General features: G+C 39.9%; 22 protein-coding genes. 6 read left to right on the top strand and 16 right to left on the bottom strand.

The genetic code is table 11. The features are described 5' to 3' along the window. The first annotated feature begins 119 nt into the window (after positions 1–119). The 3 genes from ACH3PA_RS09175 (at position 120) to ACH3PA_RS09165 (ending at position 3,629) form a co-directional block, all read left to right on the top strand. Entirely contained in the window at positions 120–491 is a 372-nt protein-coding gene (locus tag ACH3PA_RS09175) for a BlaI/MecI/CopY family transcriptional regulator (protein WP_416444943.1), read from the top strand. Next, on the top strand, positions 488–2,410 hold the full coding sequence (locus ACH3PA_RS09170) for a M56 family metallopeptidase (RefSeq protein ID WP_416444945.1): 1,923 nt from the start codon (positions 488–490) through the stop codon (positions 2,408–2,410). Before ACH3PA_RS09175 ends, ACH3PA_RS09170 begins: the two co-directional genes overlap by 4 nt. A gap of 118 nt (positions 2,411–2,528) precedes the next feature. Continuing rightward, positions 2,529–3,629, top strand: a complete 1,101-nt coding sequence (locus tag ACH3PA_RS09165; protein WP_416444947.1) for a DUF4407 domain-containing protein — start codon at positions 2,529–2,531, stop codon at positions 3,627–3,629. 39 nt (positions 3,630–3,668) lie between these two features. On the opposite strand, the gene ACH3PA_RS09160 is transcribed toward ACH3PA_RS09165, so the two are convergent. From ACH3PA_RS09160 to ACH3PA_RS09135, 6 genes are all read right to left on the bottom strand, one after another. Next, on the bottom strand, positions 3,669–4,916 hold the full coding sequence (locus ACH3PA_RS09160) for an NAD(P)/FAD-dependent oxidoreductase (RefSeq protein ID WP_416444949.1): 1,248 nt from the start codon (positions 4,914–4,916) through the stop codon (positions 3,669–3,671). 130 nt (positions 4,917–5,046) lie between these two features. Beyond that, positions 5,047–7,305: a prolyl oligopeptidase family serine peptidase gene (locus tag ACH3PA_RS09155; protein WP_416444951.1), complete on the bottom strand. Its 2,259-nt coding sequence runs from the start codon at positions 7,303–7,305 to the stop codon at positions 5,047–5,049. Positions 7,306–7,316: 11 nt separating this feature from the next. Beyond that, complete coding sequence (locus ACH3PA_RS09150) at positions 7,317–8,324, bottom strand: 4-hydroxyproline epimerase (RefSeq protein WP_416444953.1); 1,008 nt, start codon at positions 8,322–8,324, stop codon at positions 7,317–7,319. After that, positions 8,325–10,040, bottom strand: a complete 1,716-nt coding sequence (locus tag ACH3PA_RS09145; RefSeq protein ID WP_416444955.1) for a DUF885 domain-containing protein — start codon at positions 10,038–10,040, stop codon at positions 8,325–8,327. A 1-nt stretch (position 10,041) separates the two neighbouring features. Continuing rightward, positions 10,042–11,631, bottom strand: coding sequence for an aldehyde dehydrogenase (NADP(+)) (locus ACH3PA_RS09140; RefSeq protein ID WP_416444957.1), 1,590 nt, complete (start codon positions 11,629–11,631; stop codon positions 10,042–10,044). A gap of 40 nt (positions 11,632–11,671) precedes the next feature. Further along, positions 11,672–12,607 carry a dihydrodipicolinate synthase family protein gene (locus ACH3PA_RS09135; RefSeq protein ID WP_416448548.1) on the bottom strand — a complete coding sequence of 312 codons (936 nt, stop codon included), beginning with the start codon at positions 12,605–12,607 and terminating at the stop codon, positions 11,672–11,674. 136 nt (positions 12,608–12,743) lie between these two features. Between ACH3PA_RS09135 and ACH3PA_RS09130 the strand changes: the two genes are divergently transcribed. After that, the gene (locus ACH3PA_RS09130) at positions 12,744–13,586 is read left to right on the top strand and encodes an AraC family transcriptional regulator (RefSeq protein WP_416448547.1); all 843 of its coding nucleotides are present in this window, start codon (positions 12,744–12,746) and stop codon (positions 13,584–13,586) included. On the opposite strand, the gene ACH3PA_RS09125 is transcribed toward ACH3PA_RS09130, so the two are convergent. The 7 genes from ACH3PA_RS09125 to ruvC all read right to left on the bottom strand — a co-directional run bounded on the left by ACH3PA_RS09125 (position 13,583) and on the right by ruvC (position 20,000). Next, on the bottom strand, positions 13,583–15,352 hold the full coding sequence (locus ACH3PA_RS09125; RefSeq protein ID WP_416448546.1) for a MutS-related protein: 1,770 nt from the start codon (positions 15,350–15,352) through the stop codon (positions 13,583–13,585). The genes ACH3PA_RS09130 and ACH3PA_RS09125 overlap by 4 nt on opposite strands. Before the next feature lie 270 nt (positions 15,353–15,622). Further along, on the bottom strand, positions 15,623–15,994 hold the full coding sequence (locus ACH3PA_RS09120) for an MmcQ/YjbR family DNA-binding protein (RefSeq protein WP_416444965.1): 372 nt from the start codon (positions 15,992–15,994) through the stop codon (positions 15,623–15,625). A 64-nt stretch (positions 15,995–16,058) separates the two neighbouring features. Beyond that, entirely contained in the window at positions 16,059–16,565 is a 507-nt protein-coding gene (locus tag ACH3PA_RS09115; RefSeq protein ID WP_416444967.1) for a GNAT family N-acetyltransferase, read from the bottom strand. Further along, positions 16,555–17,178 carry a DUF4230 domain-containing protein gene (locus tag ACH3PA_RS09110; RefSeq protein ID WP_416444969.1) on the bottom strand — a complete coding sequence of 208 codons (624 nt, stop codon included), beginning with the start codon at positions 17,176–17,178 and terminating at the stop codon, positions 16,555–16,557. The genes ACH3PA_RS09115 and ACH3PA_RS09110 overlap by 11 nt, the downstream gene beginning before the upstream one ends. A 97-nt stretch (positions 17,179–17,275) precedes the next feature. Next, positions 17,276–18,028 carry a cyclase family protein gene (locus ACH3PA_RS09105; protein WP_416444971.1) on the bottom strand — a complete coding sequence of 251 codons (753 nt, stop codon included), beginning with the start codon at positions 18,026–18,028 and terminating at the stop codon, positions 17,276–17,278. Positions 18,029–18,233: 205 nt separating this feature from the next. Beyond that, on the bottom strand, positions 18,234–19,418 hold the full coding sequence (gene hemW, locus ACH3PA_RS09100; RefSeq protein ID WP_416444973.1) for a radical SAM family heme chaperone HemW: 1,185 nt from the start codon (positions 19,416–19,418) through the stop codon (positions 18,234–18,236). A 3-nt stretch (positions 19,419–19,421) separates the two neighbouring features. Next, positions 19,422–20,000 carry a crossover junction endodeoxyribonuclease RuvC gene (gene ruvC / locus ACH3PA_RS09095; protein WP_416444975.1) on the bottom strand — a complete coding sequence of 193 codons (579 nt, stop codon included), beginning with the start codon at positions 19,998–20,000 and terminating at the stop codon, positions 19,422–19,424. Between the two features lie 141 nt (positions 20,001–20,141). On the opposite strand from ruvC, the gene ACH3PA_RS09090 reads away from it, so the two are divergent. After that, on the top strand, positions 20,142–21,248 hold the full coding sequence (locus ACH3PA_RS09090; protein ID WP_416444977.1) for a glycosyltransferase family 2 protein: 1,107 nt from the start codon (positions 20,142–20,144) through the stop codon (positions 21,246–21,248). A 57-nt stretch (positions 21,249–21,305) separates the two neighbouring features. Here the strand turns inward: ACH3PA_RS09090 and ACH3PA_RS09085 are convergent, their stop codons facing one another. The 3 genes from ACH3PA_RS09085 to ACH3PA_RS09075 all read right to left on the bottom strand — a co-directional run bounded on the left by ACH3PA_RS09085 (position 21,306) and on the right by ACH3PA_RS09075 (position 23,739). Beyond that, on the bottom strand, positions 21,306–21,782 hold the full coding sequence (locus ACH3PA_RS09085; RefSeq protein ID WP_416444979.1) for a hypothetical protein: 477 nt from the start codon (positions 21,780–21,782) through the stop codon (positions 21,306–21,308). Between the two features lie 64 nt (positions 21,783–21,846). Then, positions 21,847–22,944 carry an acyloxyacyl hydrolase gene (locus ACH3PA_RS09080; RefSeq protein WP_416444981.1) on the bottom strand — a complete coding sequence of 366 codons (1,098 nt, stop codon included), beginning with the start codon at positions 22,942–22,944 and terminating at the stop codon, positions 21,847–21,849. A gap of 9 nt (positions 22,945–22,953) precedes the next feature. Then, positions 22,954–23,739: a head GIN domain-containing protein gene (locus ACH3PA_RS09075; RefSeq protein WP_416444983.1), complete on the bottom strand. Its 786-nt coding sequence runs from the start codon at positions 23,737–23,739 to the stop codon at positions 22,954–22,956. A gap of 287 nt (positions 23,740–24,026) precedes the next feature. Between ACH3PA_RS09075 and ACH3PA_RS09070 the strand changes: the two genes are divergently transcribed. After that, on the top strand, positions 24,027–24,677 hold the full coding sequence (locus ACH3PA_RS09070; protein ID WP_416444985.1) for an HD domain-containing protein: 651 nt from the start codon (positions 24,027–24,029) through the stop codon (positions 24,675–24,677). Positions 24,678–24,716 lie beyond the last annotated feature (39 nt).

Raw genomic sequence — 24,716 nt, 5'->3', positions numbered from 1 at the left:
TTAACGGGTAACCAAATGCAGGTTGCGAAAGAGAAACAATACGGAAAAAAATTATTCTATGTTTGTAGAATTAAAATATTATTCTACATTTGTAGAGTAAATTCTAATCTCGTAGAGCAATGCAACTTTCAAACGCCGAAGAACAACTTATGCAAATCCTCTGGAAACAGGATAAAGCCTTTATGAAAGATCTTATAGAAGCTTATCCCGAACCCAGACCTGCAACCACTACTATTGCCACATTACTTAAACGTATGCAGGATAAGAATTTTGTAGATTATGTGCAATATGGTCGTTCACGCGAGTATTTCCCACTAGTGCGAAAAAAAGACTATTTCGCAAAGCAGGTCAACGGTATGATCAAAAACTTCTTCAACGATTCTGCAGCGCAGTTTGCTTCCTTCTTTACAAAAGAAACAGATCTCTCTCAGCAAGAGCTTGAAGACCTTAAAAAACTGATTGATGAACGCCTTAAAAAAGAGAAATCATGACAGCTTACATCATCAAATCCGTTCTTTGCATGCTCGTTCTTTGGGGCTTTTACAAGCTTGCTCTTGAGCAACAGGCAGCGCATACATTTAAACGATTTTTCCTTTTAGCGAGTCTTTTTCTTTCATTAACGCTGCCGCTTATTACGTTTACATATGCCGTTGAAGCTATTCCACAAGAGCAATTGCACGAAGTACCCGCCACTTTTCAAATCATAAATCCACCCAACACGGCAATTATAAAAGAAGAAAAAACCGATTGGCTTCCCGTAATTTTTGGCAGTGTATACTTCGTGGGAGTTGCAGTTTTTGGTTTTCGCTTTGGGCGCAATTTATTCCGCTTACGCGAAAAGATAACCAGTAACGAAAAGGTAAAAAAGCCCAAACATATCGATGTTCTGCTGACTCAAAACGTCGTTCCACATTCTTTTTTAAAATACATTTTCCTGCCAAAAACTGAGTATAAACAACACCAGATCGCACCTGAAGTTCTGGCTCATGAGCAGGCGCATGTCACGCAAAAGCACAGTTGGGATATTCTGTTTGTAGAATTGTTGCAAGTTGTGCTTTGGTTTAACCCGTTGCTTATTTTAATTAAAAAAAGCGTCGCACTTAATCACGAATTCCTGGCAGACCAGGCCGCTTTAAGCGAAAAGAAAGACATCATTAATTATACAAATCTTTTATTTAACTATTCGGGAGGTTCTCATCACACCGCACTATCAAGCCCGATCAATTATTCATTAACTAAAAAACGAATCGTTATGTTATCACATTCATTTTCGGCTAAAAAATTAGCCGTCAGACTACTTTTTCTGCTTCCGGTGCTTACTTTTTGCATCTACTTTTTTAATCAAAAAATCGTCGCAAAACCTGAAAAATCGGCTCCACAGCTTAAAAATCAGCAGGTATTTCAGGAAAAAATAGTGAATCCTCTCTCAGCAAAAACTATCAAACAAAAAGACGTTGCAGGAGATTCCATCATGCTTGCGAAGCGCATTCCCAATAAAAAACAACTCATTGAATGGGAAAATTCCGGTCAGTACGGAGTTTGGGTTGACGGAAAACGCATAGTAAATAATGAGTTAAAATCTTTAACCCCTGATGCTTTTGCATACTACAGTTTAAGTAAGCTTGAGAAAAACGCAGTTAATTATGGTAAACATTTTTACCAGATTGATCTCATGACTCATGATTATTTTGAGGAGCACAAATTTCTGGCAGCAATTAAAATTAACAAAAACTCTACCCAGCCACCCACCGGCAATCAAAATCATAGAGTTGCACAAGTAAGAGCTGTTCAGGATCTGCAAAAGTTAAGCGTAGTTGTAACCGATGACAAAATTGAAGTAAACGGAAAAACCACAACAATTAAAAATTTCGCGAAAGCTGTAGATCAGGCAACCGCAAACTGGACTAATGAGGATTATGATCTTCACGCCATGAATATTCAATTTAGTACCAGCGATGACAGCATACGGAAAAAACTAAATAAGGAATATCTAAAGACCGAGATCTATCGTCATACTCAAGTTGGCTTGGCTCCTCCTCCACCAGCTCCGCCGGTTCCTCCCACAATTAACAATTTCCCGGAACCTCAGGTTCCACCAGCACCTCCCACAATTGGGCATGAACCTCACCTGGAGCCTCAGGTTGTACGGCATGTAGAAGTTGTTCCGCCTGCTCCACCAACTCCACCGGTTCTTCAGCCATTACCTGAGCCGCCTGCTCCTCCAGCTCCGCCCAGTCCGGAAGAAATGATCAATCAAATGAAAGAAGAAGGTGCAAATTTCTATTATAACGGAAAAAAGATAACAGCTAAAAAAGCCAAGGAACTTTTTGACGAAAAAGAAAACCTCAATTTCAGAGCTAATAAATCAGGTAAAGGTGATAAACCCACAGTTTTTATCACAAATAATTAATATATTTATATGAAAATCAGTTTAAAAGGCCTTAAAATCGCCTAAGGCAGACAATAGTAAACTCATTTTTGGCGTTTTAGCATCTTTAGTTCATCATCAATCAAATTCATAAACTAATATGCTAAAGCGCTTTTTTATTCTTTGTTCCGGGGCAGATACCGTTCTGCTAGACGATTGTTCGCAGGGCGAGCAGACTAAATACGCCGGGATAGGCGCCACCGTATTCTTTACCGCTGTCATGGCTTTTATCGCTTCCGGTTACGCGCTTTATACGGTTTTCGATAATATTTTTACTGCTATTTTCTTCGGTTTTATTTGGGGAATCCTAATTTTTAATCTTGACCGTTTTATCGTTTCTACCATAAAAAAGCGAGACAGTTTTATGGATGAATTCCTCCAGGCGATTCCCAGACTTATTCTGGCCTTGATAATCGCTGTGGTAATTTCAAAACCGCTCGAACTGAAAATTTTCAATAAAGAAATTGACCGAGTATTACTTGAGCAGAAAAATGACCTTACGCTGGCCAATCAAAACCAAATCGCAGATCAATATACACCTGCTATAGCTGCGCTCGATGGCGAAATACAAACGCTAAAAGATGAAACCGCCGCTAAAGAAGCCGAAGTCAACAATCTCTATGATACGTATATCGCTGAAGCGGAAGGCCGTAAAGGGACAGAAATTTTAGGAAAAGGTCCTGTTTACAAGGAAAAACGAGAGAAACACGATGCGGCTTTGGCGGAACTTGTAGCGCTAAAAAAAACCAATGCCGATAAAATTGCTGCTATAGAAACACAGCAAACTCAGCTAAAAACTGATTATGACAATCAGGTAAAAACTACGCAACCTATTATTGATGGTTTTGACGGATTGATGGCCCGAGTGAATGCTCTTAACGAACTTCCTTGGTTACCTTCTTTCTTTATCTTTTTACTTTTTCTGGCGATAGAAACCGCTCCTATTTTCGCGAAGCTTATTTCGCCTAAAGGAGAATATGACATCAAATTAGCAGACATAGAAGCCGAAATAAGATCTTGGGCGACACAAAAAGCTAATCAGCGCAGAGTACTGGTTGAAAGCGATAATATCATCAATGACAAAGTATACGGTGACCTTTCTCAGGAAGAAGAAATCTACGAATACAAAAAGAAAATGGCCCGCCAACTCATGCAGGATCAACAAGATGCTTTCTACAAACGGCAGCGAAAATTGCTATAAAAACCGCTTATTTCGCTTCAAAAATCAGGTTTTTTGTGACTAAAATCGGCGGTCTGGGTTATAAAAATTCAGATCTAACGACGGTTTTTTCTCATTGATAATTTCTGAAACCAACAAGCCTGTCGCCGGTCCCAGACACCAGCCCATCATGGCGTGACCTGTGGCAAAAGTGAGATTGTCGCATTTTGCAGATTTACCTATATATGGCATCCCGTCTGGAGTTACCGGGCGTAAACCACATTGGGCGGCTTCTTTCTCTTTAGCCGTGATTTCTACTTCGGTAAAATAGGTTTTTGCTGCTCTGGCAATGGCATCTACCCGCACCGGATTGATCAAATTATTCACTCCTGCAATTTCCATTGTCCCGGCAAAACGCGTAAACCCGTTCATAGGCGTAGTGGCAACTTTGGCCTCGGCAAGAATAGCAGGATACGTAATTCCCGTAGGCTGCTCGGTATTTACGCGATACCCTTTCCCGGCTTGCAAAAGCATTTTTATCCCTAGTTTTCTAGTTAATGTAGGCGTCCAGGAACCGGCTGCCATCACAATTTCATCAGCCACTAGCTCTTGTTGATCTGTAATAATTCTTGAGATTTTATTTCCGCTTAAAGCGAAATCAACCACTTTTTCGTTTTTATAAATGGTCACGCCTTTCCCAATGAGCAAGGCTTTCATTTCTTCCATAAACTCATGCGGAGTCGTATGATGATCACTCTCATAATAGGTTGCTCCCACAATATTCATTGTTGCCTCCGGCATCATCTGTTCAACTTCGTCCGCAGCAAGTGTTCTGGCTACAAGTCCGGCCTCTACAGCTATTTCGGCAACTGCGCTTTCTTCTTCCAGCATTTTATGTGTATTGCAGAGCATAAAAAGTCCTTTTTTCTCCAGCTGAAAGTTGAAGTTTTCAGTCTTTTTAATTTCGGCATATAAATCTCTACCCAAAATATTAATATCACGTATGGCAGGAATCGCTCGTTGCACGTGTTTGGGAGAGCAGGATCTGTTAAAAGCCCAAGCCCATTTTAGAAAATCGGCTTCTAAGCGGGGTTTTAAATACAACGGACTCGCCTGACTGAACATCCACTTAATTCCTTTGCGCATGACACCCGGGGCAGCAAGCGGAATAATGTGGCTGGGCGCCAAATAACCAGCGTTCACATATGACGCACCAGAATCCATATTAGACTGGTCTATTATGGTTACTATATGACCTGATTTTTGCAGGTAATAGGCACATGAAAGTCCTAAAATTCCACCACCTATGATGATTATTTCTTTACTCATTTATTACTGTTAACAAACATTCTAGTCGTCCTGAATTTATTTCAGGGTCTCATCAGCGTGTCATTTGATGCTTTTTGGTGTCATGCTGAAACGAATTCATCATGACGTGAATCTAGTTTCAAACTAACTATTATTCTAACTCAAAATCCCACCTTGTTTCTTTCCCCATCAGGTTTTTGATAAAGTAGTTCCACCTTTTTTTGGTAAAATAATCTGAATATTTCCCGGTGTAACCGTGCCGCTGACTTGGGATGATCAACATATCAAATTGCTTTCCGGCTTTTATAAGCGCCTCAGCAAACTTAAAAGTAGCCGAAGGATTCACATTATCGTCAATACCACCATGCACCAGAAGCAGTTTTCCTTTCAGGTTCCCGGCCATGGTAATATTTGAAACTTCGTTATAGGTGCTATCAACCGGCCAACCCATGTACATCTCTGGCCACCAGGCTTTTTCCATCCTAAAATCATGATCGCCACTACTTGCAACTGCCACTTTATAAAAATCAGGAAAAGCGAGCATGGCATGCCCTGCATCAAAACCACCGGCAGAATGACCAAAAATCCCCACCCGCGTAGTATCAACCCACGCATGTTGTTGACCCAGGTATTTAATCGCCAGCACATGATCGCGCAGGTTATCGCCCATGTTTTTGTACGATACATTCTTAAAAGCCTTAGACCTTCCCGCAGTTCCCAGTCCGTCAACGGCCACTATCAGAAAACCTAATTCGGCCAGATCCTGATAAGATATCGCGCGATCAAAAGATTTAGGAAACACCTGTGTGTGCGGCCCGGTGTAGGTGGCATCCAGAACCGGATAAGATTTCGCAGGATCAAAATTGGTCGGCTTCCATAATGCGCCGTAGATTGTTGTTTTATTGTCTTTCGCTTTAAGCGAAAAAACCTCAGGCACCTTCCAGCCTTTTTCTGCAAGAGTACTCACATCAGCTTTTGTGAGGACAGCTATTTGTTTTCCCGTAGAAGCTTTATTGAGCGTGGTCACTGTGGGAATTTGAACCGTGGAGGCATTATCTGTAAAATATTCCCCATTTGGTGAAAAATCGACCTCATGGTGCACTTTTTCGGGTGTTAGGAGCGTTTTTTCACCTCTCAGATTGACACTGAACAATTGCTGATGATATAGATTCATATCTGCAGAAACCCCGGAAGCCGTGTAATATATGATTCCCTTTTCCTGATCTATGTGTTTCACCTCGTTTACCACGAAATTGCCGTTTGTTAGCGGACTTACAGTTTTAGTTTCTACATCAAGTAAGTACAGCTGATTCCACCCGCTACGTTCTGAAGAAAAAAGGAGTTTACCGGTATTCTCAAGCGGCCAGTAATTGAAATTATCTATGTTGGTTGCGCTGATTTCTGTTAGTAAAGAGGTGGTTTTACCCGTCTTTAGGTCGATTTTTAACAGATGTTCTTTTTGAAAACCGCGTTCTGCATAACTCGCATAGGCTACATCTTTTGCATCTGTCGCCTGCCGCACATTTGCAGCATTGATATGCGTATTAAAAGGAAGGTCTGTTTGTATTTCTTTCTTTTTAGCCATATCAAAGATCACCGGTTTTACATGTACCATATTTGTATCTCCTGGCGAACCGCGATAATATGACAGCAACTTGGGCCTGTACAAACTATCTATGCTGTAATCGAGCAAATACATCTTCCCGGCATTGCGTACATCGCATAGCTGCGTAAAAAGATATTTCCCGTCTTCAGACCAGCGCACCCCAAAATGCACGGGGCGTTCTGCATTCTCACCTTCCATGATGTCAAACCAACCATAGTAACTGCCATAATCGTAACCCGGTTTCCCATCTGTGCTCAACTGGATCGTATCTCCTGTTTCTTTAGAACGTATGTAAATGTTGTGATTTTTAGGAAAAGCTTCCCAATTGCCATCTGGCGAAACAGAAAGCATTTCATTATTATCTTCTTCAGTTTTCTTTTCAACTTCAGTGAGTTTACCATTTTTATCATTCCACTTAAATTGCTGATTTTTAATCGAAAAAAACAGATTTTCGTCCTCCTTTTCCAGGTTTTCAATATCCAAAGAGTCAGCAGAAACCGGTTTTTTGTAGAAGTTAGACAAGGCATCAGCCAGTGCTTCCTGATCAAATAGAGGTTCTACTTTTCCTTGCTTAAATATGACCTTTTTGTATTTCTTTCCGCTTGAAGCGTAATCAACAAACCACAACCCAGAATTGTCTTTAAACCAATACGTGCTTGTTCTTAGGTTAAAAACCTCCTTGTTCCTGAGGCTCGTTGTTCTAAACGCTGCCGCGCGTTTATAGGTTTGCATAGACAGCGTATCCTGTTGGGCCACGCTTATAAATGGAAGCAGGAAAAGCAGTAAGAATTTAAAATTTTTCATTTTTTAATTTTCTAAATAACCTGAAAACCGTGCGCATACGGGTCTTCTTCGTCAATTAAAATCGTGTTGTACCCATAAATACGTGCCCAACCTTTGATACTGGGCAAAATTGCCGGTTTCCCGGCAAGGATAGTTTCTGCTTCTATTCGGCCTGTAAAGGTTGAACCTATAAAACTTTCATGAATATAATCTTCACCTTTTTGTAATAATCCCCTGGCGTGTAACTGGGCCAGCCTGGCAGAAGTACCAGTGCCGCAAGGGGAACGGTCAATGGCCTTCTCACCATAAAAGACCGCGTTACGGCCAGAGGAGTTAGGATTGAGGGGTGTGCCTGTCCATAACACATGACTTACATCACGTATGGTTGTATTTTCAGGATGAATAAAATGATCCTTATATTTTTCGTTTATAGCAGCTCTTATCGCCTGACTAAACCTGATCAATTCAGCTGCCTGATAATTTTCTAAGCCTTTAAAATTTTCTTGCGGATCTATGATCGCGTAGTAATTCCCACCGTAGGCAACATCAAAAGTGAGCGTTCCTAAACCGGGAAAATCAATTGTTAGGTCTTTCGCAGCCAGATAACTTTTTACATTGGTAAGTTTTACCCAATCTACTTTTTTTTCGGTTTGTTGGTATTCTATTTCAATAAGACCAGCAGGGGCTTCCATTCTTATTTTTCCGGGTGTTTTAGGTTTTATCAAGCCTTCTTCAAGAGCGATGGTAATTGTACCGATTGTACCATGACCACACATGGGCAGGCAACCGCTGGTCTCGATAAACAAAACAGCAACATCATTCTGTGGGTCACTAGGCTCATATAAAATACTGCCGCTCATCATATCATGACCACGAGGCTCAAACATCAATGCTGTGCGTATCCAGTCATATTCTTTAATAAAATGCTGCCGCTTCTCACTCATAGAATTACCGGTAAGTGCGGGACCACCGGACTTCACCAGCCTCACGGGATTGCCACACGTATGGGCGTCAATACATATAAAAGTATACACAGCCATTTATTTCTTAGCTTGTATATAGGCTTTTACCATTTCTTGAAGAATGGGCAGAGTCACTGTTCCCTGACCAAGTATTATTTCATGAAATTCTCTAATGTCAAAATTTTCGCCCAATTCTTGTTCTGCCAATTGTCGCAGTTCCCTGATTTTTAGTTCGCCAATTTTATACGAAATCGCCTGGCCCGGCCAACCGATATAACGATCGGTTTCTGTATTGATCTCGTGAATGGAAAGCGCTGTATTTTTTGACATATAATCAACAACCTCATCACGCGACCAGCCAAACGCATGAATTCCCGTATCAACCACTAAGCGGCATGCGCGCCACATTTCATACGTGAGCTGACCAAATTTCTCGTAAGGCGTGGTGTAAATTCCCATTTCATCTGCCAGATACTCGCTGTACAATCCCCAGCCCTCGCCGTAGGCGGAGAGGTAAAAATTACGTCTAAAGTTGGGCAAACTATCACCCAATTCCTGGTTTAACGAGATCTGTAAATGATGTCCCGGCACTGCTTCATGAGCAGTAAGTGCGGGCAACGTATACAGCGTACGGCTATCTAGTTTGTAGGTATTTACCAGATACCAGCCCGGTTCTGAGCTACTACCGCTGCCGGAATAGCGCCCACCGGTATATTTTGGTGCAATAGCATCTGGAACTTTTTTAACTCCGTATGGCTTTCGAGGAAGTGTACTAAAAAAATGAGGTAGCTGAGCATCTATACGCTTTGCTATGTCGCGGGCATCACGAAGTAATTCTCTTCCGGAAGTTTCAAAAAATTGCGGGTCGGTGCGTAGAAACTGGAAAAACTCGGCAAAAGTGCCTAAAAATCCCACTTCATCGATGATTTTCTCCATTTCTTTATGGATGCGATCTACTTCTTTTAAGCCAATATCGTGAATGTCCTGAGCGGTATATTCTTTTGAAGTGGTATAATAATTTATTCGGTTTTGATAGAAATCTGCTCCCCCGGGTTGGTTGGAAACCCCAATTGCTTCACGAGTTTCAGGGATATATTCTGTTTCAAAAAATGACTTGATCGTCTTAAAACTGGGAATTACACTGTCTGTAATTACCTCTCTTGCCGCAGCAAGCAGGGAATCTTTTCGCTCTGGCGAAATAGTTTGAGGCAGGTTCTTAAAAGGGGAATAAAAATAACTTGATTCAGGACCTGAGACAATGTGCGTATCGTAGGTAGACTCGTAGCCTTTAAAAATGATCTTTGGTTGAGAAGTACCTTCTTTTAACCCCTTTCGCATCAATTCGATCTGACTATTAGCGAAGTACGGAATCGCCTTAAGCATATTCAAATAGCCCTTGGCACTTTCATAATTTGTGATAGGCCTAACCCGATAATTAAGATTTAAATGAAAACCCTGATCTGCCTGCACAGGATTGAGGTACATTTTATACTCGTAATAATCTACATTTTCCTGAAGCTTGTATCGCAAAAGTTGGAGGGAAACCTGTTTCGTTCGGCTTAAATCTTCTGGCGAAATAGCATTAAGTTCTTTGATCAAGCCTTCTGAAAATTCAGCTTCCTCTTTATAAACCGCTTCATCATATTTACCTAACGGAAAATCTTTGTAATCATACGGTCTGTACTCACTTTCCTTTTTGATAATGGTATCTAGTAAAGCAGAAGCCTGCTGAGCCTGAACGATAACAGCATTCAGAAAGAAAAAACAGATAAGGAAAGTGAATTTTTGTTTCATATTAGGACTTGATACTGTCTCGTGAAAAAGACCCGTTTACCGCTCTTAAAATCTGCAACGGGTTAGCATTTTGAAGTTCTGGCGGGAGCAGATCATCAGGCCAATCCTGAAAAGAAAGTGGCCTCACCCACCGCTCTATTGCATGAGTACCTACAGAAGTAAACCTACTGTCTGAAGATGCTGGGAAAGGACCACCGTGTTGCATAGCTGCGCACACCTCAACGCCCGTCGGCACATTGTTAAAGATAATTCGGCCCACCCGGGATGAAAGAGCATGCATTAGGTCTGCGTATTGGTGGGCCTCATTGTCTTCGGCCAGGATTGTTCCCGTTAATTGGCCTTCAAGATTCATTATAATTTCTACAAGCTGAGTTTTTGATTCACATTCAACAAGCAAAGACATAGGGCCAAAAACTTCCTGGTGCAGGTTTTTATTATTTACAAAATCTGTCCCGCTAACTTTTAAAAGCGCTTGCTTACCATAATTTTCACCTTCTGCTTCAAACCCCAGCGCGAGCGTTTCAACCCCATTTTCTTCTAAAAATTTACGCTGACCTTTATTGTAGTTTTCAGCAATTGCAGGATGCAGCATACATCCCGATTTTTGATCTAATAAATATTGAGAAAGCAGTTTTGAAAAAGAAGTTAGCTCATCACCCGCAATACCAAATATGAGTCCGGGATTGGTGCAAAATTGACCAGCTCCTAAATTTATGCTCCCTGCGTAGGTTTTTGCCCATTTATCGGCGTTTTTTTCAGCCGCTCCGGGCAGAATAATAACCGGGTTGACACTGCCCATTTCTGCGAAAACAGGAATAGGTTCTTCCCGTTCTGCAGCGATTTGACATAAAGCGATACCGCCTTTTTTGCTTCCGGTGAAACCAACAGCCTTTATAGCAGGATGGCGCACCAGTTGGGCACCTACCTTTATATCTTTACTGTTGAGATGTGAAAAAACACCATCTGGCATATTTGTTTTTTCTGCAGCTGTAAGTATTGCTTTTGCAACCAGTTCACTGGTACCGGCGTGCATGGGATGACTTTTTACAACCACAGGACAGCCTGCCGCCAGAGCACTCGCAGTATCACCACCCGCCGTAGAAAATGCAAATGGAAAATTGCTTGCCCCAAAAACCGCCACCGGCCCCAGCGGCTTGTATATTTTTCGCAGATCGGGTTTTGGCAAAGGTTCTCGCTCAGGTTGTGCTGTTTCTATAGTTGCCTTGACCCATGAACCTTCATCAAGCAGGTCTGCAAAAGCTTTTAATTGATTTATGGTGCGGCCACGCTCTCCTATCGCTCTACCTTCCAGCAAGCCTGATTCAGTAGTATACGTTTCTATAAGTTCGTTACCTAAAGCTTCAATTTCTGTTGCTATTGCGCGTAAAAAAACTGCTCGTTCTTTACCTGATTTTTGTTGAAACGCAGGAAATGCATCTTCGGCTTTTTTCGCAGCAGCATCAATCTCTTTAGAAGTAGCTTTATAGAACGTCCACGCGTTCTCAACATCCAGTTTGGGATTATAGGTTTTATAGGTCACCTCTCCTTCTGCAGATTGTTTACTGCCAATAAAATTCTTTCCTCCTATCATTTTTGATCACATGCTTTTTTTCGCTTTAAGCGAAATTCTTTTAAGACAAAACAGCCTTTTGAGACAAATTTTTATAATCAGGCAATTGTGGGCGCGTGGCGATACCCTTTTTTATGATAGAGAGCACCTCTTCCCGTCGTTCACCAGCCAACGGAAGCCGAGGTGCTCTCACATATTCTGACCCAATGCCGGTATAAACCTCGGCAAGCTTAATGTTCTGCACCAGTTTAGGGTCAATATCAAGCTCAAGAAGTGGTAAAAACCACCTGTAAATCTCAAGGGCTTCTTTAATATACCCGGCTTTTTGCAATTCGTAAATAGCTACAGTCTCTTTAGGAAAAGCATCTACGAGACCGGCAACCCAGCCGTTTGCACCCATTAATAAACTTTCTAATGCCAGTGTATCTACACCGGTGAAAATTTTTAGCCTTTCGCCAAAGCGATTAATAATTCGTGTAATATTAGAAATATCCCGCGTTGATTCTTTTACCGCTTGTATATTATCGTGCTCCAGCAACTTTTCAAACATATCAAGTGTCACCTCAATTTTATAATCTACGGGATTGTTGTACACCATAATGGGCAAATCTGTATTCCCGGCAACGGCTTTAAAATATGTAACAACTTCTTCATCACCGGCTTTGTAGCGCATGGGCGGTAACATCATGAGCCCCAGAGCACCGTCTGCTTCTGCCTGTTTTGCTGCCGCAATCGCGCCCTTTGTAGTCTGCTCTGCAATGTTCATAAGAACAGGTACTTTGCCATCAACAATGGCAACCGTCTTTTTTATGAGAACGCTTTTTTCTTCATTAGTAAGTGTACTTGCCTCGCCTAAAGTCCCGCCCAAAATAATACCGTGAACCCCAGCATCAAGCTGCGCATTGATGTTGATTTCAAAAAGATCTAAGTCAAGTTTATCATCTGCGGTAAACTTGGTAGTCACCGCCGGCATAACTCCTTCCCAATTCAATTGCATAAGTTTCTATTTAAAACCTCTAAATTAACCTTGAAAATCGGCTATTTGTACCCTATTATTAGCCAAAACTGTGCATATATTACCTTCTTTTAAGAACATATGGAATATTTTGTATAATTTTCAGGCAAAAACGATTTTGAAAGTTCTTCCATTTAAGATACCCAAGCCTAAAAATGACTTTCTTATTATTCAGGAAGACAAGCAATGGGTTTTTTATGACAAGCTGCATCAACATCAGGAAGTGCAGTTAAGCTACATAGTTTCCGGCACGGGAACTCTTATCGTGGGTGACACCGTAAACCGCTTTACCGAAGGTGATGTCATTGTTTTAGGCACAAATTTACCGCACGTTTTTCAAAGTGATTCACCGGCGACAAAATCATCTTATATGCTTAGTGTTTTCTTTAATGAAACCCTTTTCTGGGAAAAATTCTTTGAGATCGAAGAAATTAAAAACCTGAGATCTTTCTTTAACAGATCAAATTCCGGGTTTAAGGTTTTGCACCCTACCAGAGCATTGCGAGAAACCTTTACTAAAATTCTAAACACCTCAAAGCTGGAACGGTTTGCCCTATTCTTTGAATTGTTACAGAAATTGCACAGCTCGCGAAAGGAAGAACTTTCAACCTTCCAGATCAATAAACGTTTTAGCGATGTGGAAGGAAAACGTATGGGAGTGATATTTGATTATATCATACAGAATTTTCAACAGGAGATCACGCTTGAGCAAATTGCAAAAGAAGCGTCACTCACTAAAACTGCATTTTGTCGCTTTTTTAAGACACGAACGAACAAAACTTTCTACCAATTTTTAATCGAACTGCGATTAGAACATGTCTGCCGATTACTGCGACAGGAATCTAAAGAGCTCATCACAGATATTGCATTTCAGTCAGGGTTTAATTCTGTTTCAAATTTTAATCGCTATTTTAAAAAAGTAAAAGGGATGAGTCCGTTAGAATATCGAAAACTCAATTAAACGATTCCCATTTTTTGCAGTAGAAACGAAGCGTTCATATTCTGACAAATTCCTTTTTTAAAGGTGTAGTCGAAGAAAAGTTCGCCATCTTTTATCTGCGCATCAAAATAGTAATTCTTCACTTCGTCAAGCTCATCTGCAGCTTCACAAAGGCTTAGATCATGCGTAGCGATAATTCCGGTTGAATGCGATGCAACCAGTTTATTGATGAATTTGCGACTACCAATAGCTTTATCTGTACTGTTTGTGCCTTTTAAAATTTCGTCAAGAATGATAAAATAACGATCTTCTTTAATAGCCTCAACTATATATTTAAGTCGCTTTAATTCTGAAAAGAAATACGATTCATCATCGGTAAGTGAATCTGTCGTGCGCATACTAGTGATGAGTTTTATCGGCGAATATTTCGCAGAAGCGGCACAAACCGGAAGCCCTGCATTTGCCATTACGATCTGCAGGGAAACGGTGCGCAAAAACGTACTTTTTCCCGCCATATTTGCTCCTGTAATGATAAAAAACTGATGAGCATCTATGGTAAAATCATTAGCGACCGCCTTAGCAGGATCGAGCAAAGGATGCGATGCTTTGCTAACTTCAAGCACGTGTTTGTCGTGATTGATCTCCGGGAAAACATAATTTTGATGATTAAAAGCAAAATTCCCCAGGCTGTTATACGCATCAAAAAATGCGATCACTTCAAACCATTTGCTTACCTGATTTCCATTGAGTTCGATCCACTTTTCTATGCGGAATGAATTGCGCAGATCTGCAAGAAAAAAACCGTTTATAAAAGCACCAACCATCATGTTAGTACGCTGATCGAGTGCTCCCAGCATACGCGAAAAAGACTTGATTACAGCAGAAGCTTTCGTTTTTTCCGAACGAATAAAATCGGCGTTTTTGACCAATAAATCGGCTTTAAAAGGCTCATTTTCGAGTAGAATAAGCAACTTATAATACTGCTCAAAAGTGCTTTGTGTCTTACCTGCCTCTTCTGAAAGTTTATTTACTTTTTTAGCCTGCGTACCCACAATACCAAGTCCCAGAAAAAACCAAATTATTACTATAAATGAAGGAACAAGATCAAGATATGCAAGAACAAAAATAAGAATAGAAATTGCAGAAAATGTAACCGGCAGATACCGCATTACCGGTGAAACGAAAGGTTTGTAATTTGTTAACCAATCAATTATAGAAGCAGCTGTGGTTTTAGTTTTCACAAGTGCGGCTGTAGCCGAAAATTGCTGTCTCCAGCTTGCTTTTTGAGCGAGTTCCTGAATAGCTTCCTGCTTTTGTGGAATGTTATCAATAGCATTTTCAGTGAACTGATTTGCTAATCGTTCTGCGCCGCTTTCCAGACTGGTTCGGTTTAAATATTGAAAGAATGATCCCCGGCCAAACAGATCAACATCCTGACTGTAAAAATGCAATGGATTTTTGAATTTTTCGCCGGAAGGCAAGTCGTAAAAATCACGGTTTAGTACTTTAATTTCAGTTTCATTTAAACCGATTAATTTTTGAAGATAATCGCGTTGGTATTGCAAATCGCTATGCTTAGAAACCAAAAACACAAACAATGCGATCGTTACGATTATTATCGCAATCACGATTTGAGTATTGCTCCACATAAAATAGACCGCAGCGCAGGCTGCGAGGAACAAAATCAATCTTATCATACTAGAAACAAACAGGCGCTGCTTTATCTGTTTAAGACTCTCGTTGTGTTTATTTATATTCTCTTTATAAAAAGAAGCGGGATTCTGCATTATTGTTTTTTGGAAAAGACAAATATAAAGTCCTCTTGTGTAAACAGGTATAAAAGTGGGAGAAAGTTAACTTTGTTATAGACTTACAAGGCTTTTGAAACAATACCAAAAAAGATCTACAAGGTTTTGCTTACCTACGAGGCGTGGAAGACCTACAAGGTTTTTGAAAACAACACCAAAAAGACCTACGAAGTTTGCTTACCGACGAGGCGTGGAAGACCTACAAGGTTTTTGAAACCTTGCAGGTCTACATGTAAGCCTTGCAGGTCACTACTTTAATTGAGCAAGTTGCTCTTTAGCTTTTTTAGTTAGTGATTGTACGATGAGATCGTAGCTGTGATCAATTAATTCTTTTATTTTATCAGTAGAAAGTGCTTGGTTGAGCACAACTGTATTCCAGTGTATTTTGCTCATGTGATAACCCGGTAAAACCGTGTCAGGAAACTTTTCGCGCAAGCGAATTGCCTTATCGGGATCGCACTTTAAATTTATACGTGCCTCGCCACTTTCCCACACCGAAAGGGAAGCCAGAGCGTACATTTTTCCCATTACCTTAAAGACCAAAGTATCTTTATCAAAAGGAAATTCTTCTGTTGTGCCGGGTTTTGTAATGCAGTAATCGCGGTATTCTTCTATGTTCATCCCTTTCTCTCACCTAACCTCTCCTACTTCGACTATGCTCAGCACAAGCAGGAGGGGGAATGTTTTACAGTTTTTTTTCCATGATGTAATCTTCCATCAGGTAGCCGTGACCTATGTCAAAGTCGCCTTGTGACATGATTTTGTAGCCGTAATGCTCGTAGAAACCTAATGCTTTGTTGTACCGATTTACATTTAAAACAAGCGATTTATCACCAAATTCAATCGCTTTTTCAGCGGCAAAATCCATCATCATTCTTCCTAAACCTGTGCCCTGAAATTCGGGTAGTAAATAGATTTTTTGAACCTTTGTTTTTGCTTCTCCGTCTTTATTATGTTCTAAAGTAACAAAACCTATGGGTAGCCCTTCATTTTTAAAAATGAACATTCTGTGTCCGTTTTTTACCTGATCCTCAAGCGATTTTATGCTGTACATCATATCTAGCATATAATCGATTTGCTCTTTGCTTAAAACCTCAGCGTACGTTTGTGGCCAGATCTCGTAAGCCAGTTCTTGAACGATAGCAACCTGCTGCTCGTTTATTTCTTCAGTTTGTATTGTTTTAGTCGGCATTTTTCTCAGTAAGTTTTGGTGTTTCCTTTACAGCTTCCAAAGCCGTATAATCTAGCTTCCAGCCTATGGTTTGTACAAGGTTTTCCATGAGACCAATTGTAGACAAAGCCTGTTTTGATGCCTCTTCAAATAGTCCGCTATTTGGTACTTTATCTATAATATGCTGTTTTGCCTCTCTGTTGATCACGGTAAGGTCTTCTGAAGTAAATGGGTTTGCCCAGCCTTCTTTTTTATCATAATATTTAAAATCTGTCTCAATACTCAACAGCTCAGGTTTAGGAAAATCTGTCAGCACGATGGTGCGGTTCTTTACATCAGGATGCATTTTTATCTTGGTCAGGTCAAAACCTATGTAGGCTTTGGCATCAATAAGCACCAGTGCTTTTTTGCTTCCCAGAAAAAGGTTCATCCATTTATCTTTTACGTTCTGGTAATGATAGATTTCAGCAAAATCACCTTCCACAGTAATGAATTTACAAACACTACGTATTTTTTCCATCAAAACAACAGACTGTGTGGTCGCATTCTGTGTGCGTCTACCCTTATTAAATCTATTGAAAACGAAAAAAGCAACTACACTGCCAATTGCTAAACCGATAAAAAGATATTCCATAAAGTAAATGTAAATAATGTCTTTTAATCTTACTAGTGGGATTTATTAAGGGAAAACCGGCTTTTAAGGTCAAAAAACCACCTTTTAGGACTAAAAATCAGTTGTTTTCCAGAGCATACAGAACCGGCTTGCTGGGAGAAGCATCATTTACAAAAGAAGCGATTTGCAAATTGAGCAGGTAACTACCATCCTGCACATTGTGCGGCACAAAAATCATCTCGGTTATGGTGGCATCGAGACGCAGTTTACCGGAAGTATTCCAGAACGCATTATGCCCCAGCAATTTCCCTTCATCTTTCTCACGATCTACACTGGGCAGATCTAGCAATAAATGTTTTACACCGTTTTCACGAAAGAATATCAAGGTTTCCTCAAGCAAATACGGCCAGTTTGTGTGTGACCATTTTCGCTTTGTTTTACTCTGGGTATTTGGAAGAGTGCGTAGGACAACAGCTTCAGGGTTTTTACCAGCCAGCAATTTTGCAACCTGATTTTTTTTGATCACATAATCCTCGCCCATAGATTCCGGAATAACCGTTATCAATTCCGCCGAAAAAAAGAAGGTTTTTAGACAGTCGTTGATGCTATAAATATGCTCAGTAATATGCCCCACACATTCAGTATGCGTGCCATGACCATGCGGATTAAAATGTATATTTTGAAAATTTATAGAAGCGCCCTCGCTCACTTTTGCCACCCATTTCCCTTCTTTTACCGGTTCTATAAGCGGCGCGTCAATATACCAGGCTACGGGATTGTTGTCACCAGACTGCAGCGGAATAGAAATATCTATAGGTTTAGAAAAATCAACCGTGTACAGTTTATTCTCAATATTTATGGTAGCTCTCATAGTTCATCTTTTGGGGGCGGTGAATTATTTACTGCTTTAAAATAAGCAAAACCAAAAGATATTGGGCTTAAGTAAAGTGAGATTTAGGTAAATTTTAGAGGAAAAGTATCTAAATATGGTTCTCGATACAATTTTCTTTGAAAATTACTCGAACTGACAACTTAGGCGTCACCTTGAACTTGTTTCAAGGTCACATGTTACTATCTTACTCCAAATTCAACAGAAAAAGATCACTTGCGATGCCATCGCTTAAAAATTTCCCTTTTCGGGTGACGACGATACGGTCATTATCCTGAAAAAGCAGGTGCTCTTCCAGATGTTTATCGGCCTGCTGAAGCAAATAATCGGAATATTTAGGGCCAAAATCGGTTGTTATTTTATTTAAAGAAACTCCCCAAACTGTGCGTAAACCGGTCATTACATATTCGTTGTATTTATCGGTTACAGAAAGCGTCTCCCGCTCAATTGGGAGTTCGTTCTTTTCTATTTTCTTGATGTAAAGCGTATTGTTATTGATGTTCCAACTTCGCCTATTGCCATCAAAACTATGCGCCGAAGGGCCTATTCCCAGATAACTTTTCCCCGTCCAGTACGCTGTGTTATTTCTGGAAAAATATCCCGGCTTACCAAAGTTTGAAAATTCATAATTCTCAAACCCTGCTTTTTCCATCGTTTCAACCAGAATTTCAAAATGCGCCTGTGCGGCTTCATCATCAACCGGCTTGATAAGACCTTTATCAATGAACTTTTTAAGCGCCGTATTTGGCTCCACAGTGAGCGCATAACTCGATATATGCGGAATATCAAGGTCTAACGCTATCTGTAAATTTTCGCGCCAGCGGTCGTCGCTCATTCCCGGCATGCCGTAAATAAGATCGATCGAAATATTATCAAAATACTTTTTAGCCAGCTGTAGCGAAAGCAAAGCTTCGGTTGCATTATGCGCTCTATTCATAAGTGTGAGATCTTCATTGAAGAAAGATTGCACACCTATGCTCAATCTATTAATTTTTGTTCCTGAAAGCATTTCCAGCTTTTCCTGGGTCAAATCATCGGGATTTGCTTCAAGCGTGATCTCCGGATTTTCAACCACTAAAAAATTGGAATAAATCGTTTCAAAGATCTGATTGAGTTCATTTTCCTCAAGCAAGCTGGGTGTTCCCCCGCCAAAGTAAATGGTTTCAAGCGTTTCTCCTATTTCACCTTTTCGCAAGATTATTTCGCTGCAAAGCGCATCAACCAGTTCGTTTTTCTTTTTTAGCGAAGTCGAAAAATGAAAATCACAATAGTGACAAGCCTGCTTGCAAAACGGGATGTGGATGTAGAGCCCCTGCCCCTCAACCACCAATGGGGGAGTTTTATGCGCTGTAGAAAACTTTGAAGTTTCCATTACTTACTTTTTAATCACTTTAGACTTTTGCGGAACCACTCTTTTCTCATTTTGAGAAACAAAAGATTCCCAGCCGGAATAACCTTTTCCCGTATCTATACGACCGGAATTGAAATGATGACAAACCGCTGCAGCCAGACCATCTGTACTGTCGAGGTTTTTGGGCAAAGTTTTAAGTCCGAGTAGGCTTTGCAGCATTTTTGCCACCTGCTCTTTACTGGCGCTCCCGTTACCGGTGATAGCCATTTTTATCTTTTTTGGCAGATATTCAGTCACGGGGATTTGTCGTGAAAGTCCGGCAGCCATTGCAACGCCTTGCGCTCGGCCTAGCTTTAGCATCGACTGTACATTTTTGCCGAAAAATGGAGCTTCAAGAGCCATTTCATCAGGGTGATACGTATCGATCAATTCTATGGTGCGCTCAAAAATGAGTTTGAGTTTCACGTAGGGATCGTCATATTTTTTCAGCATTAACTCATTAAGCTGAAGGAATTCCATCTTTTTATTGACCACGCGTATAAGGCCGTAGCCCATAATGGTCGTTCCCGGGTCGATGCCCAATATGATTTTTTCAGATTTCAAACTGCAGGTAAACTATTATTTTATGTACTTTCAAACCTTTATGAAAGTCTCAAAACACAAAACTACGCATTATAAGGTTGCCGCTTTGCAATTACCGGCGCGAGTTCATTTTGTTACTCATGCATCGTGTTAATGGTTATTTTGCTCTCTATATTTATTCTGATTTATTGTGCGCTGATTATCGCATTTATCATAGGATTTTCGGCTAAAAAAGGTATAAAATCGCCTCAAACAAACCAAAAAACGCGGTTTTCTGTTGTGATTCCTTTTCGTAATGAAGCAGAAAATCTTTCTGTTCTTCTACAATCTTTGAGCGAAATAAATTATCCTAAAGAACTTTTTGAAATCATCTTAATAAACGACGCTTCCTCAGACGATTTTGAGCCAATTATTGCCGATTTTAAGCGAAATAAACCGATTTCCATTCAGGTTTTAGATAATGTGCGCAAAAGTGGTTCACCTAAAAAAGACGCGCTTAATATTGGCATTGCACATTCAAAATTTGACTGGATTGTCACTACAGATGCAGATTGTGTTGTTCCACAGGAATGGCTAAAACTGTTTAATGAGCGGATTTTAACCCAAAAAAGCCGATTTATTGCTGCTCCCGTGGGATTTTTAGACGGGAAAAATTATCTGTTGACCAACTTTCAGAAACTGGATTTTTTGAGTTTGCAGGGCGCGACCATTGGAGCTTTTAACCTGAATCACCCGTTTATGTGCAACGGTGCAAATATTGCTTTCGCGAAAGCGGAATTTGCCAGATTAAAGGGATATGAGGAAAATGACTCAATCGCTAGCGGGGATGATGTGTTTTTAATGCAGAAATTTATTGAAAATGATCGCAGTTCGGTTTCTTATATACAATCACCTGAAGCTTTTGTTTTAACGCAGCCTCAACCATCCTGGAAATCGCTTATCGAGCAACGCAAACGCTGGGCGAGCAAAGCTTCGGCTTATAAAAACTGGTTTGGTATTTTGACTTCCTGGGCGGTTTTTACGGGAAATTTGGCGCTTTTAATTGCATTATTTTTCGTTGAAAATCGCCCCTTTTTATTGATTTTGATCGCGGTGAAATTTCTTGTTGATTTTATTCTTATTGCGCAAGCTGCATTTCTGATAAAGCAAAAAGGAAGCCTAATTAATTACCTGTGGTGCGCGATTTTATATCCTTTTTTCACAGTTTTTATCGCGATTAGTAGTCAGTTAGGAAATTATGAATGGAAAGGTCGTGAGTTTAAAAAGTGATGAGCGAAAATCTTTTTCTATTCTGTAATCGCTTTTGAGAATTAAACCCTTTACACGTTAGTTTACCTGAATGACAACCGGAAGTTTAAAGGTCGTTTTAACCGGAATGCCGCGTTTTATCGCCGGATAAATTTTAGGCAGCGAATCGAGGCTTTGATGTAACCAGACATCCAGTTTTGGTAAATCCTGCTTTACAGAAACAGGAATTAGAATATTATCAATTTTAGGTGTTCCTTCTGCATTTACTGCGATCTTTACCCAAACCGTATCTTGCATCGCCTGGCTAAAAACGAGTGTTTTACTTTGTAAATATTGATAGAAATTACTGGCTAATTTTTGCTCAAAACAGAGCCATTTTTCTTCTTTCTCTTCCAGATAATCACAACTCTCAAAAGTAGGATATTCATCGAGCTCGCTCATGTTAATCGTCTTGAGCTCTTCTTTTAAAAACGTCTCTGAAGAAACCTTTTTGGTCTCCATATCCTTACAGCCAGAAAGCGCCAGCAGAACCAATAAAAAAAGCAGTTTGTTCATAATCCCATAAAAACCGGGGTGAAAAATACAATATTTATCATGAACAGACTTAACAATATAATTTCTAAAGCCTTACCCCAAAACTAAACTCGACACCTTCTGCCTTTGCCCCATGCGCCTTTACGGTAACTGAGCCAAAAATATCATCAGAAAAGTAGCGTTTTAGTCCCAAACGGTTATAAACGCGGTTTTCAAATTCGTATGGCCAGTATACATAATAACCCACCTGTGATACAAAAGCAACTTTATTAAATCGCAGTTCGTGGCCTACAAAAACACCCACGCGTTTCCAGTCTTCATCTCCGTTTACGCCCAGCTCTGGGAAAGAAGTTGACTGTAGCTTTATTAATTCTTTAAGAAAGGTTGCAAAGAAAAAATCTACCCCGGCTGTGAATGTGCTCTTATGATTAATTCGCTTGTCTGCAAATGCAGAAAACACATAAAAAGGATAGCGACCCTGCCCCACAATATCGCTTTCATTTACGCCACCGCGCATCACTAAATTATAATGAATAGGCTCTGTATATTTTGTATGTTCACCTTCAGGTATGTAGTCTGGAAACTTATCATAATCTATATTATAATTTGTCCCCACGGTAAAAGCGAAGGTATTTGTACTGTTATTGGGCGCTCTTAAATTGGCGTTAGAATAATGAATAATCGTGAAACCCGTTTGTAGACCGAAGCCTTTATAGATATTCTGTTTGTTGTAGTTTAAGGCGATGTATGTTGAACTCAATAAACGCGTGCCGTAAGCATTATTCTGGTAATTAGTTTCAGCGTCATAAGGATTTCCGGCAACGGCAAACCCTTGCCCAATGCGGAAATATGCATTTCTATTCAAAAAATAAAAGTTGAAATGACCGTAAAAACCCACATTTTCGCCTAAATACTCATTGTGCAAATTTTGATAGGTCATTGAGAAACCCCAATCAGGATAATTATAGCGCCGCTCCCACTCATTAAAACCATAGGTTTTACGATTGTAGCTCAATATAAATCCTGTAGGATGACCTGTAATAAGATGGTTTATATCTGGATTATGCTCCAGGATTGAGCCATAAAAAAAAGAAGCATCAATATTTACAGGCTTAACTTCAGATTCCTGAGCAGTTACGGTTAGGACAAAAAAGAATGCAAGCAGCGATAGTTTTAACTTCATAGATTTTATTTACTCCTGAAAGATTAGCCTGCCTTTAAAAACTTCTTCAACCTCAACTACAGGCGGATGATTTACAGCTATAACATCTCCTGTCCCGGTTATTGTTCCTGATATGCTCTGCTGCGGATTAACGATCATTTTATTTGCACCCCTGTGAAAAACCTGTACCTCATCTGCTATTAAATCCTGAGATTCAAGGCGGGGCGCTTCGTCTTCAAAACGTACGTCAAGCAAATCTGTATTTCCTTTTAAATAAAATACACTCTTTCCATTTGCTCGTATTCTCAAAGTTTGCACATCCAGATCTAAAATGAAATTTCCACTTTTTTTTATGTCTGTAGGTGCGGGAGGATTCGTATTGCTTTGCAAAATAAGCGAGGGGAACTTTAAAACGCCATCACTTTCTATCTCGCCACCAGAGCCATTGCGTAATTCTTGCAAATCTGGTGTGGTAACGATTATTTGCGTTATGCCATAATCTCTTACCAGATTGCAGGAGTTGTTGTTGCGTGCGATCAATCTGCCATCTTCTACCTTAATCTCGATATCATTTAAAAGATTCTCCCCGGTCTTTATCACAACCTTTTGTTGTTCACCTTGTTTAATAAGCAGCTTCACATCTGTCTCTGTTCTAATCTTGGTAAATGGCTCAACATCTATTTGTGTCTCTATAATTTTACCAGCGGTTTGAAAGCAGTCATTTGCATTTTCTGAATCGCAACTTATTATAAGACATACGAGAAGTAACGTTAAAAAGTTTTTGAATGCGCTTAAGCTAAAGAAAATCTGAATCATTAAAATGAACTTTCAGCAAATTACGTCAAAATTAGGGCAGTCTAAAAACCGAAAATTGAGTTATCTTCAGATATACATATAAATCCCTAACTTGTAAACCGTTTAGTCCCCTAAAGAGAAAATGCTCTTTAGATTTGCTTGAGATTGAGTACGTATCTTTAGAGTAGTTTTCAGAACCTTGTAGACATCAAATGTATTGGCTTTTAAAAGTATATAGATTGATGTATAAATTAGGTTCTCTAAATAATAAATCTGGAATTTTACGTTATCACATCAGACCCTAGATCATGAAAAACGCAAAAGAGAAAAATATTAAGTGCCCTAAGGCTATTAGTATGGCGGCATTTCTTAACGAGATAAAATCCCACTGCACAGAATTGCTTAGTAAAAGCAGGTGCAACTCCTTACCTTTTCACAATATAGCTCACACTCTTGAAGTTTATAAGAAGAGTGAAGTAATTGCAAATTTTGAAGGTCTTGTAAAAGATGATCTTGAAGCTCTTCTCATCGCCTCACTTTTTCACGATACAGGTTATATTGCTACATATGCAGGGCACGAATGCATAAGCGCCACAAACGCAATGTTGTATCTAAAGCAACTAGGTTATCCCGATGATAAAATTGAGAGAGTTGTTACCTGTATAAATGCTACCAAAATTGAACACGAACCCAATTCTATACTTGAGAAAGTAATTTGCGATGCAGATCTGGCGCATCTGGGTGATGATGATTTTATGGAAAAAAATGAACGCTTAAGATTAGAATGGTCTAATCATTTAAATGTTCATTATACCGATGAAGAATGGTACAGACTCAATATAAGATTTCTTAAAAACCATCAGTTTTACACTGAATACGGTAAGCGTTTTCTACAACCGCTTAAGCAAAAACATCTGGATTACTTTGAAGGTAAATTAGGCAATTTGCATCAGTGTTAGTCTAGGAGTATATTCTTAAAAACTATTCCTCTAAGGGAA

Origin of the sequence: Leeuwenhoekiella sp. A2 (genome assembly GCF_047946655.1) — a bacterium.
GTDB lineage: Bacteria > Bacteroidota > Bacteroidia > Flavobacteriales > Flavobacteriaceae > Leeuwenhoekiella.
Note: the sequence above shows the minus strand (reverse complement) of the source record. Positions and strands in the feature narration are given on the sequence as shown.

Bases quoted from the DNA above. Each gene is read 5' to 3' on its own strand.
- ACH3PA_RS09175 (WP_416444943.1), top strand. From the start codon at position 120: ATGCAACTTTCAAACGCCGAAGAACAACTTATGCAAATCCTCTGGAAA.
- ACH3PA_RS09170 (WP_416444945.1), top strand. From the start codon at position 488: ATGACAGCTTACATCATCAAATCCGTTCTTTGCATGCTCGTTCTTTGG.
- ACH3PA_RS09165 (WP_416444947.1), top strand. From the start codon at position 2,529: ATGCTAAAGCGCTTTTTTATTCTTTGTTCCGGGGCAGATACCGTTCTG.
- ACH3PA_RS09160 (WP_416444949.1), bottom strand. From the start codon at position 4,916: ATGAGTAAAGAAATAATCATCATAGGTGGTGGAATTTTAGGACTTTCA.
- ACH3PA_RS09155 (WP_416444951.1), bottom strand. From the start codon at position 7,305: ATGAAAAATTTTAAATTCTTACTGCTTTTCCTGCTTCCATTTATAAGC.
- ACH3PA_RS09150 (WP_416444953.1), bottom strand. From the start codon at position 8,324: ATGGCTGTGTATACTTTTATATGTATTGACGCCCATACGTGTGGCAAT.
- ACH3PA_RS09145 (WP_416444955.1), bottom strand. From the start codon at position 10,040: ATGAAACAAAAATTCACTTTCCTTATCTGTTTTTTCTTTCTGAATGCT.
- ACH3PA_RS09140 (WP_416444957.1), bottom strand. From the start codon at position 11,631: ATGATAGGAGGAAAGAATTTTATTGGCAGTAAACAATCTGCAGAAGGA.
- ACH3PA_RS09135 (WP_416448548.1), bottom strand. From the start codon at position 12,607: ATGCAATTGAATTGGGAAGGAGTTATGCCGGCGGTGACTACCAAGTTT.
- ACH3PA_RS09125 (WP_416448546.1), bottom strand. From the start codon at position 15,352: ATGCAGAATCCCGCTTCTTTTTATAAAGAGAATATAAATAAACACAAC.
- ACH3PA_RS09120 (WP_416444965.1), bottom strand. From the start codon at position 15,994: ATGAACATAGAAGAATACCGCGATTACTGCATTACAAAACCCGGCACA.
- ACH3PA_RS09115 (WP_416444967.1), bottom strand. From the start codon at position 16,565: ATGCCGACTAAAACAATACAAACTGAAGAAATAAACGAGCAGCAGGTT.
- ACH3PA_RS09110 (WP_416444969.1), bottom strand. From the start codon at position 17,178: ATGGAATATCTTTTTATCGGTTTAGCAATTGGCAGTGTAGTTGCTTTT.
- ACH3PA_RS09105 (WP_416444971.1), bottom strand. From the start codon at position 18,028: ATGAGAGCTACCATAAATATTGAGAATAAACTGTACACGGTTGATTTT.
- hemW (WP_416444973.1), bottom strand. From the start codon at position 19,418: ATGGAAACTTCAAAGTTTTCTACAGCGCATAAAACTCCCCCATTGGTG.
- ACH3PA_RS09085 (WP_416444979.1), bottom strand. From the start codon at position 21,782: ATGAACAAACTGCTTTTTTTATTGGTTCTGCTGGCGCTTTCTGGCTGT.
- ACH3PA_RS09080 (WP_416444981.1), bottom strand. From the start codon at position 22,944: ATGAAGTTAAAACTATCGCTGCTTGCATTCTTTTTTGTCCTAACCGTA.
- ACH3PA_RS09075 (WP_416444983.1), bottom strand. From the start codon at position 23,739: ATGATTCAGATTTTCTTTAGCTTAAGCGCATTCAAAAACTTTTTAACG.
- ACH3PA_RS09070 (WP_416444985.1), top strand. From the start codon at position 24,027: ATGAAAAACGCAAAAGAGAAAAATATTAAGTGCCCTAAGGCTATTAGT.